The 19,187-nt window shown below is 63.2% G+C and carries 15 protein-coding genes; 3 read left to right on the forward strand and 12 right to left on the reverse strand.

The genetic code is table 11. From position 1 onward, the window contains the following. Positions 1–22: 22 nt before the first annotated feature. The 3 genes from AC07SI_RS19510 (at position 23) to AC07SI_RS19520 (ending at position 3,004) form a co-directional block, all read left to right on the forward strand. The gene (locus AC07SI_RS19510; protein ID WP_065907743.1) at positions 23–787 is read left to right on the forward strand and encodes an IclR family transcriptional regulator; all 765 of its coding nucleotides are present in this window, start codon (positions 23–25) and stop codon (positions 785–787) included. Between the two features lie 9 nt (positions 788–796). After that, positions 797–2,005, forward strand: a complete 1,209-nt coding sequence (locus AC07SI_RS19515) for an amino acid deaminase (RefSeq protein ID WP_120448865.1) — start codon at positions 797–799, stop codon at positions 2,003–2,005. A gap of 90 nt (positions 2,006–2,095) precedes the next feature. After that, positions 2,096–3,004 (forward strand): sugar kinase, encoded by a 909-nt coding sequence (locus tag AC07SI_RS19520; protein WP_495006308.1) that lies wholly within the window; start codon positions 2,096–2,098, stop codon positions 3,002–3,004. Between the two features lie 170 nt (positions 3,005–3,174). Here the strand turns inward: AC07SI_RS19520 and AC07SI_RS19525 are convergent, their stop codons facing one another. The 12 genes from AC07SI_RS19525 to AC07SI_RS19580 form a co-directional block, all read right to left on the reverse strand. Next, positions 3,175–3,450, reverse strand: coding sequence for a peptidylprolyl isomerase (locus AC07SI_RS19525; protein ID WP_003174397.1), 276 nt, complete (start codon positions 3,448–3,450; stop codon positions 3,175–3,177). 43 nt (positions 3,451–3,493) lie between these two features. Beyond that, on the reverse strand, positions 3,494–6,031 hold the full coding sequence (locus tag AC07SI_RS19530; protein WP_201144975.1) for a PAS domain-containing hybrid sensor histidine kinase/response regulator family protein: 2,538 nt from the start codon (positions 6,029–6,031) through the stop codon (positions 3,494–3,496). Between the two features lie 142 nt (positions 6,032–6,173). After that, positions 6,174–8,126 (reverse strand): acetoacetate--CoA ligase, encoded by a 1,953-nt coding sequence (locus tag AC07SI_RS19535; RefSeq protein ID WP_495006309.1) that lies wholly within the window; start codon positions 8,124–8,126, stop codon positions 6,174–6,176. 170 nt (positions 8,127–8,296) lie between these two features. After that, positions 8,297–9,070, reverse strand: a complete 774-nt coding sequence (locus AC07SI_RS19540; RefSeq protein ID WP_495006310.1) for a 3-hydroxybutyrate dehydrogenase — start codon at positions 9,068–9,070, stop codon at positions 8,297–8,299. A 7-nt stretch (positions 9,071–9,077) separates the two neighbouring features. Beyond that, positions 9,078–10,469, reverse strand: coding sequence for a GntP family permease (locus AC07SI_RS19545; protein ID WP_065907757.1), 1,392 nt, complete (start codon positions 10,467–10,469; stop codon positions 9,078–9,080). Between the two features lie 287 nt (positions 10,470–10,756). After that, entirely contained in the window at positions 10,757–12,163 is a 1,407-nt protein-coding gene (locus AC07SI_RS19550) for a sigma-54 interaction domain-containing protein (RefSeq protein WP_495006311.1), read from the reverse strand. A gap of 138 nt (positions 12,164–12,301) precedes the next feature. Further along, the gene (locus AC07SI_RS19555) at positions 12,302–13,873 is read right to left on the reverse strand and encodes an ABC transporter ATP-binding protein (RefSeq protein ID WP_495006312.1); all 1,572 of its coding nucleotides are present in this window, start codon (positions 13,871–13,873) and stop codon (positions 12,302–12,304) included. A 10-nt stretch (positions 13,874–13,883) separates the two neighbouring features. Further along, complete coding sequence (locus AC07SI_RS19560; protein ID WP_495006313.1) at positions 13,884–14,906, reverse strand: ABC transporter permease; 1,023 nt, start codon at positions 14,904–14,906, stop codon at positions 13,884–13,886. After that, positions 14,906–15,967: a microcin C ABC transporter permease YejB gene (locus AC07SI_RS19565; RefSeq protein ID WP_106803584.1), complete on the reverse strand. Its 1,062-nt coding sequence runs from the start codon at positions 15,965–15,967 to the stop codon at positions 14,906–14,908. The genes AC07SI_RS19560 and AC07SI_RS19565 overlap by 1 nt, the downstream gene beginning before the upstream one ends. Beyond that, positions 15,967–17,826: an extracellular solute-binding protein gene (locus AC07SI_RS19570; protein ID WP_282396927.1), complete on the reverse strand. Its 1,860-nt coding sequence runs from the start codon at positions 17,824–17,826 to the stop codon at positions 15,967–15,969. The genes AC07SI_RS19565 and AC07SI_RS19570 overlap by 1 nt, the downstream gene beginning before the upstream one ends. A 130-nt stretch (positions 17,827–17,956) precedes the next feature. Beyond that, positions 17,957–18,238 carry a peptidylprolyl isomerase gene (locus AC07SI_RS19575; protein WP_065887453.1) on the reverse strand — a complete coding sequence of 94 codons (282 nt, stop codon included), beginning with the start codon at positions 18,236–18,238 and terminating at the stop codon, positions 17,957–17,959. An 87-nt stretch (positions 18,239–18,325) separates the two neighbouring features. Further along, on the reverse strand, positions 18,326–19,171 hold the full coding sequence (locus AC07SI_RS19580; protein ID WP_065907777.1) for a helix-turn-helix domain-containing protein: 846 nt from the start codon (positions 19,169–19,171) through the stop codon (positions 18,326–18,328). Positions 19,172–19,187 lie beyond the last annotated feature (16 nt).

Here is a 19,187-nt window from a genome sequence, read left to right on the forward strand (position 1 = left end):
TCTGACCGGACCGAAAACCGCCATGACCGAAGACACCATCAAACGCCGCGCCAAGGGCCTGGACCGGGCATTCGATATCCTCGATTTTCTCAAGGAAATCGGCCAGCCCCTGCGCCCGAATGATATCGCCAGCGGCATCGGCAGCCCGAAATCCACGGTCTACGAGCTGGTCGCGTCCCTGCTCGAACGGCGCATCCTGGAAACGGTCGGCAAGGACGGTCACGTCTACCTGGGTCGCCAGCTGTACTTCCTCGGCCAGGCGCACCTGCGTCATTTCGACCTGACCCGCGAGGCCGACCAAGCCCTGCAGGAAATCGTCAGCCAGACCCACGAAACCGCGCAGATGTGCCTGCTCAACGGGCGCAAATACACGGTCGCGCTGATGCGCGAGGGTGAGCGGCATTTTCGTATTTCCTCGGACATCGGCGAAAACGCGCCGATCCCGTGGACCGCGTCCGGGCGCCTGTTGCTGGGGCACTTGAGCGACCAGCAGATCATCGACCTGATCGACTACGCCGACTTCATCCTGCCGGACGGCCAGCGCCTGCCGCTGGAGACCTTCCTGGCCCAGATCCGCCAGGCCACGCTCGATGGGTTCTTCTCCTTCGACAGTGTGGCCGACACCTTTACCCATTGCTTTGCCGCCCCGGTGCGGGACGCGCAGGGCATCAGCATTGCGACTCTATGCATCGTCGCGCCGCGCGCCGATGCGATCAAAAATTACAACGACTACCGCCGGGTGCTGATCGAAAGCGCCAACAACCTGGCCCGTCGCATCAACGAATAGGAACCTTCCATGCCTGCCAACAATGCCGTTGAAAAAGGCGCCGCCGCCGTCGGTGCACACCTGGTCCGCGACGTCAGCCTGCCTGCCCTGGTGCTGCACCGCGAGGCCCTGGAACACAACATCCGCTGGATGCAGGACTTTGTCAGCCGCAGTGGCGCAGAGCTTGCGCCCCATGGCAAGACCAGCATGATGCCGGCGCTGTTCCAACGCCAGATCGAGGCCGGCGCCTGGGGCATCACCCTGGCCAACGCCGTGCAGGTCCGTGCTGCGTATGCCGGTGGCGTGCGTCGCGTGTTGATGGCCAATCAACTGGTCGGCGCGCCGAACATGGCATTGATCGCCGACCTGCTGGCCGACCAGGATTTCGACTTCCACTGCATGGTCGATCACCCGGACAACGTCGCCGACCTCGGTCTGTTTTTCGCTGCCCGTGGCCTGCGCCTGAACGTGATGATCGAATACGGTGTGGTGGGGGGGCGTTGCGGCTGCCGCAGCGAGCAGGAAGTGCGTGACCTGGCGAAGGCGATCAAGGCCCAGCCGGCGCTGGCCCTCACGGGGATCGAAGGCTATGAAGGCGTGATCCACGGCGAGCACGCCATCAGCGGCATCCGCGATTTCGCCGCCAGCCTGGTGCGCCTGGCTGTCGATCTGCAGAACAATGGCTCCTTTGACCTGCCCAAACCGATCGTCACCGCCTCGGGTTCGGCCTGGTACGACTTGATCGCCGAGTCGTTCGAAGAGCAGAACGCCGCCGGCCGTTTCCTCAGTGTGTTGCGCCCTGGCAGCTACGTGGCCCACGACCATGGCATCTACAAGCAAGCACAGTGCTGCGTGCTTGACCGCCGCAGCGATCTCAACGAAGGCCTGCGCCCGGCACTGGAAGTCTGGGCCCATGTGCAATCGCTGCCCGAGCCAGGTTTTGCGGTGATCGCCCTGGGCAAGCGCGACGTGGCCTACGACGCCGGCCTGCCGGTGCCGCTCAAGCGCTACAAGGCCGGGATCGTGCCGGCGGAAGGCGATGACGTAAGCGCCTGCACCGTCACCGCGGTGATGGACCAGCACGCCTTCATGAGCGTGGCGCCGGGTGTGGAACTGCGTATCGGCGACATCATTTCGTTCGGTACTTCGCACCCTTGCCTGACCTTCGACAAGTGGCAGGTCGGCTGCCTGGTGGATGAGCAGTTGCAGGTGATCGAGTCCCTGCAGACCTGCTTCTAGTCCGCGTTGCTCCATCGCCGGCCTGGCAGCGCTTTCCCCTGCAGGCGCCCCCGGCGATGACGCCCCACAGAACACCAGAGATGAGAAGGCATGAACACACCCTTGCGCATCGCCCTGATCGGCGAATGCATGATCGAACTGCAACACCGCGCCGATGGCAGCCTGCACCAGAGCTTCGGCGGCGACACCCTCAACGCGGCGGTGTACCTGCGCCGCGAGCTGGGCGATAGCGGCGCCGTCGACTACGTCACCGCCCTGGGCGACGACAGTTTCAGCGATGCCATGTGCGCGCAGTGGGCCGAAGAGGGCCTTGGCCTGGCGCAGGTCCAGCGCCTGCCTGGTCGCCTGCCGGGGCTTTATTGCATCCAGACCGACGCCAACGGCGAGCGCAAATTCCTCTACTGGCGCAACGAAGCGGCGGTGCGCGACTGCTTCACCACGCCGGCCGCCGAGCCGATCCTGGCGGCCTTGCCGGGTTATGACGTGGTGTATTTCAGCGGTATTACCCTGGCGGTATTGGGTGAAGTCGGGCGCGCGCGTTTGCTGCAAGCGCTGGTGGAAACCCGTCGGCGCGGCGGCCGAGTGGTGTTCGACAACAACTACCGGCCGCGCCTGTGGGCCAGTGTCGAAGCGGCACGCGCGGCGTATCACACGGTGTTGGCCGAGGTGGACATCGCCTTGCTCACCGAGGATGACGAGCGCGCTGTGTTTGGCTATGCAGACAGCGAGCAAGTGTTCGCGGCCTACCCGAGTATCGCCGAAGTAGTGCTCAAGCGCGGGGCGGATGCGTGCTTGATTCGCTGCAACGGCGAGCGCTTTTCAGTGCCTGCGCTGAAGGTCGAGAAAGTGGTGGACACCACGGCTGCGGGGGATTCGTTCAGTGCGGCGTATTTGGCGGGTCGGCTGAAAGGCGGCTCAACAGAGGAGGCCGCGTTGGCCGGACATCGGTTGGCGAGCCGGGTGATTCAAGTGCCTGGTGCGCTCATCCCGCGAATTTAAGCCGCTCCGTGTGGTGAGCGGGCTTCTGTGGTGAGCGGGCTTGTTGTGGTGAGCGGGCTTGCCCCGCGTTGGAGTGCGCAGCGCTCCCAAGATTTTGGGGCCGCTACGCAGCCCAACGCGGGGCAAGCCCGCTCACCACAACTACTCACAACCACCACAGCAGCAAGCGATCAATCCCGGTAAAACACCTGCACCAGGTGATACCCGAACTTGCTCTTGATCGGGCCGTGCACCACTTTTACCGGCTTCTTGAAGATCACCGCATCGATCGCCCCGACCATCTGCCCCGGCCGCACTTCACCCAGGTCCCCGCCGCGCTTGCCGGACGGGCAGGTCGAGTACTTCTTGGCCAACACATCAAACGCTTCGCCCTTGGCAATGCGTTGCTTGAGTTGTTCGGCTTCTTCGCTGGTTTTCACCAGGATATGGCGGGCTTGGGCTTTCATTGGTCTCTACCAGGTGTGCGACGGCGCGCGATTATGCCTGAACTCACTCTTCGACGCTGATCATGCTGCGGATTTTTGTCGCCAGCAAGTCGATGGAAAATGGCTTGGCGACCATGTCCATGCCGTCCTCCAGGAAGCCCTGGCGCTCGGCGGCTTTTTCAGCGTAACCAGTCATGAACAGCACCTTGAGACCCGGTCGATGCTGGCGTGCGATTTCCGCCAGTTGTCGGCCATTCATGCCCGGCAGGCCGACGTCGGTGACGAGCAAGTCCACGCGCAAATCCGATTCCAGCAGCGGCAGCGCGGTGCGGGCATCGGCGGCCTGGTGCGCGGTGTAGCCGAGTTCGTCGAGCACATTCACCACCAGCATGCGCACCGCCGGGTCATCCTCGACCACCACCACGGCTTCGCCGGCCAGCGCCAGCGGTGCCTCGCTGAGGTTCGGCGGCAGGCTGCTTTCCAGGGCGGTGCCGTGCAGGCGTGGCAGGTACAGGCGCACGCAGGTGCCCTGGCCTGGTTCGCTCTGAATGGTCACGTGGCCACCGGATTGCTGGGCAAACCCATAGATCATCGACAGCCCGAGGCCGGTGCCCTGGCCGATGGGCTTGGTGGTGAAGAACGGGTCGAATGCCTTGGCCAGGATCTTCGGCGCCATGCCGGTGCCGTTGTCGCACACGCCGAGCATCACGTAGTCGCCGGCGCGCACCGGTTCAAGGGTGGTGATGTCGGTGCCGTCGAGATAACTGTTGGCGGTCTCGATCAGGATCTCGCCGCCATCGGGCATGGCGTCGCGCGCGTTGATCACCAGGTTGAGCAGGGCGTTTTCCAGCTGGCTGGCGTCGGTGTTCACCGGCCAGATGTCGTGGCCCAGTTGCACCTTGAGGCTGATGTGCGCGCCCTTGGTGCGCCGGAACAAGTCTTCCAGCGAGGCCACCAGCTGGTTGGGATCAGTCGGGCGGCGGTCCAGCGACTGGCGCCGGGAGAACGCCAGCAGCCGATGGGTGAGGGCGGCCGCGCGATGGGCCGAGGACACCGCGGCGTCGGCGAAACGGCCGATGTCGTCGCTGCGCCCGGCAGCGATGTAACGCTGCATCAGGTCGAGGCTGCCGATGATGCCGGTGAGCATGTTGTTGAAGTCGTGGGCGATACCGCCGGTGAGCTGGCCTACCGCTTCCATTTTCTGCGCATGGCGCAGGGCATCTTCGGCGCGTTCGCGCTCGAACATTTCGTTCTGCAGGCGCTGGTTGGCCTCGGCCAGCGCCTGGGTGCGCTGGGCCACGCGTTCCTCGAGGTTCTCGTTGAGGTGGCGCAGGGCTTCTTCGGTGAGCTTGCGTTCGGTCTCGTCGATCACAAAGATGTAGAAACCATTCACCGAACCGTCATTGCTGAAGCGCGGCAGGTACTTCATCAGCGCATGGCGCGGTCGGCCGTCGCGGTGCGGGGTGATGGTCATGAAGCTGCAGGCCTTGCCCTTGAGCGCGGCGGCAATCTTGTCCGCGCGCCCGGCATACACCTCCTCGCCGAGCACTTCGCGGATGCTCTTGCCGTACAGCTCCTGGGGCGTCATGCCGTACCACTCAAGGTAGGCACTGTTGTTCAGCCGAAAGCGTTGTTCGTGGTCGACATAGCCGATCAGCACCGGCATGGCGTTGATGATCAGCTGCAGCTCGGTCTGGCTTTGGCGCAAGGCCTGCTCGGTGTGCTTGCGCTCGGTGAGGTCCAGCGCGGCGCCGAGGAAGCGCGCCGGGCGGCCGTGCGCGTCCTTGTAGCAGCGGCCACGGGCGAACACCCAGCGTACCTGGCCATCGGCCTGCAGCAGACGGTATTCCTCGGCGTACTCGGTGCCGAAGGTGATGCAGTGCTTGATGCTGCGCGCCACCATGGCGCGGTCTTCGGGGTGCACGCCTTGCAGGTAGGCGCTGATGGGCAGCAGCCCGGCATCGTCGGGATCAACGCCATGCAGGTAGGCGAAGTGCGCATCGGCGATAAAGCGGTCCTCGCCGATGTCCCAGTCCCAGGTGCCCACCGCGTCGGTGGCGGCCAGGGCCAGTTGCAGGCGTTGCTCGCTGTTGTGCTGGGCCTTGAGGCTGTCTTCGGAGCGCTGTTGCAGTTCGAAGGTGACGCGCCGACGCTCGTTGGTTTCGATGGCGGTGACCAGGATGCCGGCCACGCAGCCGCTTTCGTCGCGGATCGGGCTGTAGGTCAGGTCCAGCCAGATGTCGGTATCGCGGTGGTCGCGTTGCAGCACGAAGCGCTGCTCGCTGAAGGTGCGTACCTGGCCGCTGAGGACGGCGTCGTAGACCGGCCCGGTAAAGCTTTCCAGCTCCGGCCAGGTCGCATGGGCCGGCTGGCCCATCGCCTCGGGGTGCTTGTTGCCTGCCAGGCGCGCGAAGCCATCGTTGTAGAGCTGGGTGAGTTGGCTGCCCCACAGCAGGAGCATCGGCATCGGCGAATTGACGACGATATCCACGGCTGTGCGCAGGCTTTGCGGCCAATCATTGGCCTCACCGAGGGGGCTTTGCGCCCAGTCCAGCCGCGCAATCAATGCAGCAGCTTCGCTACCGGTGGATGTTCCTTTCATGAAAAAGCCCTGAGCATGACGCTTTGAAAATGACAAAGGCCGATTATCCCGTGAGTCGGGAACGGCTGACTACCCCTCGAAAAATAGCATGCATTGGGGCTTTGTCTTCAAATGAGTGCTTCAGGGCTGAAACCTTTCATCTTCAGGCCAGTTCAGGACGGTCGCGAAACTGCGCCAGCGCCTCCGGATTGGCCAGTGCGTCGGTGTTCTTGACCGGCTCGCCATGCACTACATTGCGCACCGCCAGTTCGACGATTTTGCCGCTGATGGTGCGCGGGATATCGGTGACGGCAAGGATCTTCGCCGGCACGTGGCGTGGCGTGGTGTTGGCGCGGATGACCTGGCGAATCTGCTGCTCCAGCGCGTCGTCCAGCGTGACGCCGTCGTTGAGCCGCACAAACAGCACCACCCGCACGTCGTCCTGCCAGCGTTGGCCGATGGCGAGGCTCTCCAGCACCTGCGGGACTTTTTCCACCTGGCGATAAATCTCCGCCGTACCGATACGCACACCGCCCGGGTTGAGCACTGCGTCGGAGCGTCCGTGGATCAGCAGGCTGCCGTTGGGACGCTGTTCGGCGTAGTCGCCCTGCGCCCACACGCCAGGGAACTGGCTGAAGTAGGAGGCGCGCAGCTTCTTCTGGCCCGGATCGTTCCACAAGCCAATCGGCATCGCCGGGAAATGCCGGGTGCACACCAGCTCGCCTTTTTCGCCGACCAGCGGCTGGCCCTGGTCATCCCAGACTTCGATGGCCATCGCCAGGCTCTTGCACTGCATTTCACCGCGACGCACCGGCAACACCGGGTTGCCGATCACAAAGCAGGAGACGATATCGGTGCCGCCGGACATCGACGACAGGCACAGCTCACCCTTGATTTTGCGGTACACGTAGTCGTAGCTCTGCGGCGAGAGCGGCGAACCAGTCGAAATCAGCCCCTTGAGGCTGCCCAGGTCATGGCTCAGGCGCGGTTGCAGCCCGGCCTTTTCGAGGGTGGCGAGAAACTTGGGGCTGGTGCCGAACACGCTGATGCGTTCCGCGTCGATCAGATCGATCAAGCGCTCCGGCCCCGGATGAAACGGCGAGCCGTCATACAGCACCGCCGTGGCCCCCTGGGCCAATACCGACACCAGCCAATTCCACATCATCCAGCCGCAGGTCGTGTAGTAGAACAGGCAGTCCTCACGCGAAAGGTCGGCGTGCAGGCCGTGTTCCTTGAGGTGGGTGAGCAACACGCCACCGGTGCCGTGGATGATGCACTTGGGCACGCCGGTGGTGCCGCTGGAATACAGGATGTACAGCGGGTGATCGAACGGCACCGGGACAAATTCCGGCTCGCCACCGGCGCGATAGAAGTCCTCCCACAGCGCGACATTGGCCTGGGTCCGGTAGTCCTCGACCTGCGCCTGCGGCCGTGCGTACGGCACGATGATCAATTGCTGCAGGGACGGCAGGCGCTCCAGGATTTCATTCAGCTTGGTGCTCTGGTCGATGGTTTTGCCGGCATAGCGGTAGCTGGCGCAGGTGATCAGCACCTTGGGCTCGATCTGGCCGAAACGGTCGATCACGCCCTGGGTGCCGAAGTCCGGCGATGAGCATGACCAGATTGCGCCCAGGCTGGTGGTGGCGAGCATGCCGACCAGGGTTTGCCAGGTGTTGGGCATGCACGCGGCGACCCGGTCACCCACGCCGACCCCGGCCGCACGCAGGCTGCGCTGCAGGCCGGCGACGTGGGCCGCGAGTTCGGCGTAGGTCAGTTGTTCGCGCCGGCCGTCTTCGCTGATCGCAATCACGGCGGGGTGGGCATCGCGGCGGCGCAGCAGGTGTTCGGCAAAATTCAGCGTGGCGCCGGGAAACCACTGGGCGCTGGGCATCTCGCGGTCTTCGATCAGCGTGGCCGTTGGCGGGCTGCGAAATTGCACCTCGAAAAATGCCACGATCGCCTGCCAGAAGGCCGGGCGCTGGTCGATGCTCCATTGGTGCAGGGCGGCGTAGTCGCCGAGCTGCACGCCGTGGTGTTCGTTGATATAGCGCCGGAACTGGTCCATCCGCGTGTTGCGGATGCGTTCGGGGGAGGGTTGCCAGAGGATGTCGGACATCAGCACGGTCTCTAGTTCTTGTATGAAGTCAGCCACAAATCACCGTTCCAATGTGGGAGCGGGCTTGCTCGCGAATACGGTGGGTCAGTTAGCCTATGCGTTACTGGCAAACCGCATTCGCGAGCAAGCGCGCTGCCACATTTGGATCTATGTTTGGGGCATCGCGCGGGTTACTGGGCCAGCCAGCCACCGTCGATGTTCCAGGCGGCCCCGCGGACCTGGGCACCCGCCTCACTGCACAGGAACAGCACCAGCTCACCCAGTTGTGGCGGCGTGACAAACTCCAGCGACGGCTGTTTCTCCGCGAGCAGATCATGCTGTGCCTGCTGCGGGTCGACGCCATTGGCGGCACGGTCATCGATCTGCTTCTGCACCAGTGGCGTCAGCACCCAGCCCGGGCAAATCGCGTTGCAGGTCACGTTGCTGGTGGCGGTTTCCAGGCCGACCACCTTGGTCAGGCCGATCACGCCATGCTTGGCCGCGACATACGCGGCCTTGCCCACCGAACCGACCTGGCCGTGCACCGAGGCGATGTTGACGATGCGCCCCCAGCCCTTGGCCTTCATGCCCGGTAAGCTCAAGCGCGTGCTGTGGAACACCGAGGACAGGTTGATCGCGATGATCGAGTCCCAGCGCTCGGCCGGGAAGTCTTCCACGGCCGCCACATGCTGGATGCCGGCGTTGTTGACCAGGATGTCCACGCCGCCGAACTCACGCTCGGCGTAGGCGATCATGTCGGCGATCTGCGTCGGGTCGCTGACGTCCGCCGGGTGATGGCCGACCTTGCCGCCGAACGCCTGCACCTGGGCAATCACCGCGCTGGCGTCGCCGAAACCGTTGAGGATCAGGTTGGCGCCGGCCTTGGCCAGGCTCAGTGCGATGCCCAGGCCGATGCCGCTGGTGGAGCCGGTAACCAGGGCGGTCTTGCCGTTCAATGTCGTCATGAAAACCTCACACAATGCCGGTGGCGTAGAAAGTACCGATCACCACGAACACCGCGAGGGTCTTGATGATCGTGATGCCGAAAATGTCCTTGTAGGCTTCGCGGTGGGTCAGCCCGGTGACCGCCAACAGCGTGATCACCGCGCCGTTGTGCGGCAGGGTGTCCATGCCGCCGCTGGCCATGGCGGCGACCCGGTGCAGCACTTCAAGGGGGATATTGGCCGCATGCGCCGCCGAAATAAAGCTCTCGGACATGGCGGCCAGGGCGATGCTCATGCCGCCCGAGGCCGAACCGGTGATACCGGCCAGCAAGGTCACGGTAATTGCTTCGTTGACCAGCGGGTTGGGAATGCCCTTGAGCCAGTCCGCGAGCACCAGAAAACCTGGCAACGAAGCGATCACCGCGCCGAAGCCGTATTCCGACGCGGTGTTCATCGCCGCCAGCAGCGCACCGCTGACCGCACTTTTACTGCCTTCGGCAAGCTTGCTCTTGATTGCCGACCAGCCAAACACCAGCACCATCAGGATCCCCACCAGCAACGCCGCCTGCACCGCCCAGATCGCGGTGAGCTTGGCGATTTCGGTGGTCACCGGCGCACTCATGCCCGGCAGGCTGAGGCTGTGGGTCTTGCCATACCACTGGGGGATCCAGTGGGTGAACAGCAGGTTCATCACGCCGACCAGGATCAGCGGCGACAGCGCAATCCACGGGTTCGGCAGGCTGAGGTTGTCGGCGGTTTCCGGCTCGTTGCGCAACTCGGTGCCGTAGCCTTCACCGGCGCGTTGGGCCTTGTTGCGTTGGCGCGCGAGGTACAGCATGCCGGTGCAGAACACGAAGATCGTGCCAATCAACCCCAGCCACGGCGCGGCCCAGGCGGTGGTGTTGAAGAAGGTGCTGGGGATAATGTTCTGGATCTGCGGCGTGCCGGGCAGGGCATCCATTGTGAACGAAAACGCGCCGAGGGCGATGGTCGCCGGGATCAGGCGCTTGGGGATATTGCTCTGACGAAACATCTCCGCGGCAAACGGGTACACCGCAAACACCACCACAAACAGCGACACGCCGCCGTAGGTGAGCAGGGCACACACCAGCACGATCACCAGCATCGCCTGGCGGGTGCCGAGCAAGCGGATCGCCGCCGCCACGATGGAGCGCGAAAAGCCCGACAGCTCGATCAGCTTGCCGAACACCGCCCCGAGCAGGAACACCGGAAAATACAGTTTGATAAAGCCGACCATTTTCTCCATGAACACCCCGGTAAACGCGGGGGCAACGGCAGAAGGATCGGTGAGCAGGACAGCGCCGAGCGCGGCGATGGGGGCAAACAGGATAACGCTATAGCCACGGTAGGCAGCCAGCATCAGCAGCGCGAGGGCTGCCAGGGCAATGATCACACTCATGGTGTGTCTCCATCGGATTGTTATTTTTGTGGGGGTGTTGTGGTGGGGAAGGGCTATAGCGAGATGTGTGCCAAATATTTAACTTATTGAAATATAAGAATATTTTCTGCTTTGGCTAAACGTCTTGTGAGATTTATCTCTATTTTGAGACTGCGGGAGATCCCCTGTGGGAGCGGGCTTGCCCGCGAAGACGGTGTCCCAGTGCCTGGTGAGCCGACTGACACAGCGCTATCGCGGGCAAGCCCGCTCCTACACTAGAGTGTCTATATTTGTGGAACTGTGTCTCTTTATTGAGACTGAGCAATGCCCAACGCCACCATCTTCTTGTACAGCGTCGACCTGCCGAGCCCCAGCTGCTGCGCCGCGTCCACCACATTGCCTTCACACGCCGCAAGCGCCGCCCCAATCACCTGCCGATCAAAGCGCTCGCGTGCTGCGCTGAATGTTTCACCGGCTACGGCCGGCACTGCGGTGCGCTCGACCGGGGTAAAGGTGCCGATCGCCGCGCGAATTTCCTCGGCATCCAACACCAGGCCATCACTCAACAACGCCGCGCGCTCCAGCACATTGCGCAGCTCGCGGATATTTCCCGGCCACGCATGCTGCGCCAACAACCCCAGGGCTTCACGGTCGAGTTCATGCTGGCTGCGCAGCTCCTCCAGGATCGCCTCGCTCAGCGCCGGAATATCCTCCAGGCGTTCACGCAGTGGCGGCACCTGGATCGGCAGCACGTTCAGCCGGTAATACAGGTCTGCCCGAAATTCCCCGCGCTTGATTGCCGCTTCGAGGTCCATCGACGTCGCGGCGATCACGCGCACATCGCTGTGCAGCATCTCGTTGGAGCCGACCGGTTCGAATTCCTTTTCCTGCAGCACCCGCAGCAGCTTGCTTTGCAGCGGCAGTGGCATGTCGCCGATTTCATCGAGGAACAGCGTGCCGCCCTGGGCAATCTGGAATTTGCCGGGACGGCCCTTGCGGTCGGCGCCGGTAAACGCGCCGGGTGCAGTGCCGAAGAACTCGGCCTCGAGCAAATCATGCGGAATCGCCGCGCTGTTGATGCTGACAAATGCCTTGTGCGCCCGCGGCGAGGCGCCGTGGATCGCTTGCGCCAGCAGCTCCTTGCCGGTGCCGGTTTCGCCGAGCAGCAACACTGGCGACTCGGCACTCGCGCTGCGCCGGGCGCGGCGCTTGACTTCGAGGCTGGCTGCGCTGGTGCCGATAAAATGCGCGAAGTTGTACTTGCTCTGGCGTTTGCGCAGCAACGAACGGGTCGAGGCCAGCTCCTGCTGCATGCTCAGGTAGCGTTCGATCAGCGGCGACAGGTTGCGCAGTTCATCGAACAGCGCAAACCCAATCGCGCCAATTACCGCGCCGGCATCGTCGTGGATCGGCAGGCGCATCACCACCAGCGGGCCTTTGGGCGTGTCCTGGATATCCAGCAGGATCGGCTGGTCATTGCGCACCACCTGGCGCAACAGGCTGTTGGAAATCACCTGTTCACACGGCTGGCCGATGGCTTCATCGGCGCTGTTCAGGCCGAAACGCTTGGCGTAGCGCTCGTTCATCCAGACGATATTCGCGTCACGGTCGACAATCACCGTGCCTTCGCTGGACTGCTCGATAATCTCGAACAACGACTGGATCGCCAGGCCACGAACCTGTTGGTAGTCCTTGAGGTTTTCGTTGATGTTCATGCTTACGCCGTCAACACAAATGGGGGATGGGCGCGATCCTTTGGCAGCGGGCTTGCCCGCGAAGACGGCGTGCCAGCCAGTAAATCCGGCACTGATACAGCGCTTTCGCGAGCGAGCCCCTCCCACAGGAGGCGCGTTTTACAAGGGAATATGCGCCGCCGCCAGCAGCTCTTTGGTGTAGGGATGCTGCGGCGCGTCGAAAACCGCATGGCTCGCGCCACGCTCCACCACCTTGCCGTCCTTCACCACGATCATGTCATGCGCCATGGCGCGCACCACGGCCAGGTCATGGCTGATGAACAGGTAGGTCAGGCCATACTTTTCCTGCAGTTCGCGCAGCAGCGCGACCACTTGTTTCTGCACCGTACGATCGAGCGCGGAGGTCGGCTCGTCGAGCAGCATCAGCGCCGGCTTGAGCACCAGCGCGCGGGCAATGGCAATGCGTTGGCGCTGCCCGCCGGAGAACTCATGCGGGTAGCGGTGCCGGCTGGCAGGGTCGAGGCCGACGTCCTTGAGCACCTGGATCACTTGCGCGTCACGCTCGGCCAGGCTGCACGGCGCATGCACTTCCAGGCCTTCGCTGATGATCTGCTGCACCGACATGCGTGGGCTGAGGCTGCCGTAAGGGTCCTGGAACACCACCTGCATCTGCTTGCGCCACGGGCGCATCTGCTGGTGGTTGAGCGGATCGAGGGCGGCCCCCTGGAAGCGGATGCTGCCGGTGGAATCCAGCAGGCGCAGAATCGCCTGGCCGAGCGTGGATTTGCCCGAGCCCGACTCGCCGACAATCCCCAGGGTCTTGCCGCGCTGCACGCTGAGGCTGATACCGTCCACTGCACGCAGGTAAGTCTTGCGCCGCAACAGCCCGCCCGTGAGGGGGAATTGCACGCTCAGGTCGTCGACCTGCAACACCGTTTCGCGCGCATCGCTGCACAGCGGTTCGCCGGCCGGCTCCGCATCCAGCAGCAGGCGGCTGTAAGGGTGCTGCGGTGCGGTGAACAAGGTCTGGCAGTCGGCCTGCTCGACGATTTCTCCGGCGCGCATCACGCAGACGCGCTGGGCAATGCTGCGCACCAGGTTGAGGTCGTGACTGATCAGCAGCAGCGACATGCCCAGGCGCTGCTGCAACGACTTGAGCAGCAGCAGGATCTTGCGCTGCACGGTAACGTCGAGGGCGGTGGTGGGCTCGTCGGCGATCAGCAACTCTGGCTCGCAGGCCAGGGCCATGGCGATCATCACCCGCTGGCGCTGGCCGCCGGAGAGCTGATGCGGGTAAGCCTTGAGACGCTCCTGGGGTTTCTGGATCCCGACCAGCTCGAGCAACTCCAGAATGCGCGCCTGCGCCGCCTTGCCGCCCAGGCCCTTGTGCAACAGCAAGGTTTCGCCTATCTGCTTTTCGATGCTGTGCAGCGGATTCAGCGAGGTCATCGGCTCCTGGAAAATCATCGCAATGCGGTTGCCACGCAATTTCTGCAGGGTGGCGGCCGAGGCGCCGACCAGTTCCTGTCCGCGATACTTCACCGAGCCGGTGGTTGCAGTACCGACCTCGGGCAGCAATTGCAGGATCGAATGGGCCGTCACCGACTTGCCCGAGCCGGACTCGCCCACCAGCGCCAGGCACTCGCCGGGGCGCACATCCAGGCACAGGTTGCGTACCACGGTCTGGCCGCTGAAGGCGACGCTGAGGTCGCGGATCTCGATCAGGTTCATACGCAGTTACTCATGAGCGGGGGTCGAAGGCGTCACGCAACGCCTCGCCGATAAAGACCAGCAGCGACAGGATCAGCGCCAAGGTGAAAAACGCAGTCAGGCCCAGCCAGGGCGCCTGCAGGTTCTGCTTGCCCTGGGCGATCAGTTCCCCCAGCGACGCGCTGCCCGCCGGCATGCCGAAGCCGAGGAAATCCAGGGCGCTCAAGGTCGAAATCGCCCCGGTCAGAATAAACGGCAGGTAGCTCAAGGTGGCGGTCATGGCGTTGGGCAGGATATGCCGGCGAATGATCTTGCCGTCGCCCAAGCCCAAGGCCCGCGCCGCCTTGACGTACTCCAGGTTGCGGCCGCGCAGGAACTCGGCGCGCACCACGTCCACCAGGGCCAGCCAGGAGAACAGCGCCATGATCCCCAGCAGCCACCAGAAGTTGGGCTCGACAAAGCCCGACAGGATGATCAGCAGATACAGCACCGGCAGCCCGGACCACACCTCCAGGATGCGCTGGCCAAGCAAATCCACCCAGCCGCCGTAGTAACCCTGCAATGCACCGGCGGCGATGCCGATGGTGGCACTGATCGCGGTGAGCGCCAGGGCAAACAGGATCGACACCCGCGCGCCGAAGATCACCCGCGCCAGCACGTCCCGCGACTGATCGTCGGTGCCCAGCCAGTTCACCGCCGAGGGCGGGCTGGGGGCAGGGCGGGTCAGTTCGTAGTTGGGGGTGTCCTCGCTGAACGCAATCGGCGGGAACAGCATCCAGCCACCGTCCTGCTTGATCAGCTGTTGCACGTAGTCACTGCGGTAATCGGCCTGGAACGGCAGTTGCCCGCCGAACTGCTGTTCGGTGTAGCGCTTGAACACCGGGAAATACAGTTCGTTCTTGAAGCTGAGCACCAGGGGCTTGTCATTGGCGATCAACTCGCCGCCCAGGGTCAGGATGAACAGGCCGATGAACAGCCACAGCGACCACCAGCCGCGACGGTTCTTCTTGAAGCGTTCGAAACGCCGACGGGCCACCGGAGACAGATTAAGCATCAGGCGTTCCTCGCGGCAAAGTCGATACGCGGGTCCACCAGTGTGTAGCAGAGGTCGCCGATGAGTTTTATCAGCAGGCCAAACAAGGTGAAGATAAACAGCGAGCCAAACACCACCGGGTAGTCACGCGACACGGCGGCTTCGTAGCTCATGCGCCCGAGCCCATCGAGGGAGAAGATCACCTCGATCAGCAGCGAACCGGCAAAAAACACGCTGATAAACGCCTGGGGAATCCCCGAAATCACCAGCAGCATGGCATTGCGGAACACATGGCCGTACAGCACTCGCCGTTCGCTCAAGCCCTTGGCGCGCGCGGTCACCACGTATTGACGCGTGATTTCATTGAGAAACGAATTCTTCGTGAGGATGGTCAGGGTCGCGAACCCGCCGATCACCAATGCAGACACTGGCAGCACCAGGTGCCAGAAATAATCGGCAATCTTGCCCACGGTGCTCAGCTCTTCGAAATTCTCCGAGACCAGCCCGCGTACCGGGAACCAGTTCAGCGACGTGCCGCCGGCGAACACCACGATCAGGAACATTGCGAACAGGAACGCCGGCATCGCATAACCGATCACGATGGCGGTGCTGCTCCACACATCAAAGCTGCTGCCATGGCGCACCGCCTTGCGAATTCCCAGGGGGATCGATACCAGGTAGGTGATCAGCGTGGCCCACAGGCCGAGAGATACGGTGACTGGCATTTTCTCCAGGATCAGGTCGGTTACCGTGGCGCCGCGAAAGAAACTGTTGCCGAAATCCAGCTTGGCGTAGCTCTTGAGCATCAGCCACAGGCGTTCCGGCGCGGGCTTGTCGAAGCCGTACTGTTTTTCGATGTCCTTGATCAGTTTCGGGTCCAGGCCACGGCTGGCGCGGGAGCCGCTGCTGATGCCCTCGCCGGATGAACCGCCGATTGCGCCGCCGCCGATGCCTTGCAGGTGGGCGATGGCTTGTTCCACCGGGCCGCCTGGCGCGGCCTGCACGATGACGAAATTGACCAGCAGGATAATCACCAGCGTCGGGATGATCAGCAGCAGGCGCCGCACGATATAGGCAAACATCAGCGCGTCCCTCCGCGTTTTTTCAGCTCGGCGTCCATTTGCTCATTGGTCAGCGGCGTCGGGCTGATCTCCCACCAGGTTTCCAGGGCCTCGTCGTTCTGCGCCTCGATGGCCGGGCGACCGAACCGGTTCCACCACGCGGCGGACGTGCCGGGCGGGTAGTAATTGGGGATCCACAGGTAATTCCATTGCAGCACGCGGTCCAGGGCATGGGCGTAGTTGAGCATCTGCGCCTGGGTATCAGCCTTGACCAGGCCCTTGATCAGCGTGTCGACGGCCGGGTCCTTGAGCACCATGTAGTTGTTGGCGCCCGAATCAAACGCGGCCGCCGAACCGAAGTAGTTGTACAGCTCCATGCCGGGCGACGTCGTCACCGGGAAGCCGGTCACGATCATGTCGTAGTCGCGCGCCATCAGCCGGTTCACGTACTGCGAGGAGTCGATGCGGCGAATATTCAAGGTGATGCCGATCTGCGCGAGGTTGCGTTTATACGGCAACAGCAAACGCTCGACGCCGTTCTGGGCATTCAGGAAGGTGAATTCCAGTGGCTCGCCCGCGGCGTTGACCAGCTTGTCGCCCTGCGGTTTCCAACCGGCCTCTTCAAGCAGGGCCAGGGCTTGCAGTTGCTTGTCGCGGATCATGCCGCTGCCGTCGGTGACCGGCGCCTTGAACACCTGGGTGAACACCTCGTCCGGCACCTGGCCGCGCAAGGGCTCCAGAATTGCCAGTTCCTCCGGGGTCGGCAACTGGGTTGCGGCCAATGGGCTGTTGGAGAAGTAGCTCTGCTGGCGGATGTACATATTGCGCATCATCTGCCGGTTGGCCCATTCGAAATCCCACAGCATCGCCAGCGCCTGGCGCACACGGCGGTCCTTGAACATCGGTTTTTGCACGTTGAACACATAACCCTGGGACGGCTGCGACATCGCTTTGGCCAAGTGCGCGCGTTGCAGGCGGCCATCGTCGAGTGCCGGGCCGTTGTAGCCGATGGAGTAACCGGTGGCGGAGAATTCACGGTTGAAATCGTAGGCGCCGCCGCGCAGTACCTGGCGGGCCACCTCGGTGTCGCCGAAGTATTCCAGGCTCAGGTGATCGAAGTTGTACAGGCCACGGCTGACGGGCAGGTCCTTGCCCCACCAGTCCGGGTCGCGGGTAAAGGTGATGGTGTTGCCCGAATCGATCTTGCTGACCTTGTACGGGCCGCTGCCCAGCGGGGCTTCGTAGCCGCCGCCGTTGGCGAAGTCGCGGGTTTTCCACCAGTGCTCGGGGAACACCGGCAGGGTGGCGATATCCAGCGGCAGGGTGCGGTTCTCGTTGCTGGAAAAATCGAAGCGCACCTGGCGCGGGCCTTCGACCTCGACGTGCTTGACGTCGGCGAACAGTGTGCGAAAGCGCAGGCTGCCCTGGGTCATCAGCAGGTCGAAGCTGTAGCGCACGTCTTCGGCGGTGATCGGCTTGCCATCGGCAAAACGCGCCTTGGGGTTGAGGTAGAAACGCAGCGACAGGCCGTCGTCGGCGCGTTCCATCTTCTCGGCCACCAGGCCATACACCGTGTAGGGTTCATCCAAGGAACGCTGGGCGAGGGGGGCATACAGCCAGCCGTCGACCTGGGACACGCCGATGCCTTTGTCGATATACGGCAACACGTGGTCGAAACGCCCGATTTCCAGGGCCGAGCGCCGCAGCGTGCCGCCCTTGGGCGCATTCGGATTGGCGTAGTCGAAATGGGTAAAGCCGGCAGCATATTTGGCCGGTTCGCCGTACACCGTCAGGTAGGTTTGCGGGGCCGCGATCACGGCCGTGCTGGCCATCAGCAAGGCCAGGGTGGAACTCAGCAGAGATGAAAAAGCCAATCGCATTGTCAGCCTTGAACGCCGGGTGAAGAAGATTAGGGATTTGTACGCTAACGGCATCAACGTCGCCAGTCACCACATGCACAACGGCCCACCAAAAGGCGGGCCGTTGTTTATAGCATCAGCGCAGACTGGATCAGTCCTGGCGGCTGGTCACTTCCAGCAGGTGGTAGCCAAACTGGGTTTTCACCGGGCCTTGCACGGTGTTGACCGGGGCGCTGAACACGACGCTGTCGAATTCCTTGACCATCTGGCCTGGACCGAACGAACCCAAGTCACCGCCTTGGCGGCTGGATGGGCAGCTGGAGTTGGCTTTGGCAACTTCTGCGAAATCAGCGCCGCCTTCGATTTGGGCCTTGAGTTCGTTGCACTTGTCTTCAGTGGAAACGAGGATGTGACGGGCGGTGGCTTTGGCCATGGGGATTAACTCCTTGAGTAAAAACGGTGAGCGTACCGGATTCAGGCGGTTATTTCCTGGCAAAGTTCCCGGTAAATGCCCAGTGGCTCACGCGCGGGCCATGGCGCCGCTGCGGGTCAACCATTCGATAAACAACGCAAACAGCTCGGCCTGGGAATTGATCGCGAGCTTGGTGTACAGGTTCTTGCGGTGCATGCGCACGGTTTCCGGCGAGATCCCCAGCACCTGGGCCGTGGATTTCACCGAGTGGCCGCGCAGGATCAAGTGCGCGATCTCGCGCTCGCGCACGGTCAGCACGCCACTGGCAAACCCCATGAACGCCGCCTCGATTTGCTGGTGCGCCTGGGTCTGGGTAAACCCTTCATCACGGATCACCTTGGCCAGGCCCCCGGTGGTGCCAAAGCGGCGCAGCAATTCGCGGACCATGGCCTGGGTGGCCTGCTGCAACGCCAGTTGCGCGTCGCTGAACTGCCCGGCGCTGAGGCCCTGGAACATGCACAGCGAGATCTTGCTCTGCGGCCCCAGGTCAACAATGTAGTAACTCTCCTGGGCACCGCCGCTGCGCAGGTAGTAGGTCTTGTAGTACTCGCTGTTGAAAAAATCGTCCGGGGCGATCTGGGCCAAGTGATAGAAACCCTCGGCCAGGCCCTTGTCGACTGCCAGGCAGAACGGGTCCAGCAGGTAGCCGCGCGAGAAGTAGCGGTGGATGATTTCGTCCTGATAGGCGCGGGGAATACCCTGCTGATAGAGCAGATGCGGGGCCAGGCCCTGGCGCTCCAGGCTGATCATCATCGATTCGATGGGCGTGAGCACACACAGCGCGCTGGCCAGGTGTTCGAGGAAGCACGCCTCGTCCACATGGATCAGTGCCTGGGCCAGGGCGCGGTGCCAGGCTTCCAGTTGCTGCAGGGTCGGGTCGGGGGCTGTCGTCATGCTGGCCAGTCTACCC

The organism is Pseudomonas sp. GW821-FHT05D12 (assembly GCF_059419825.1).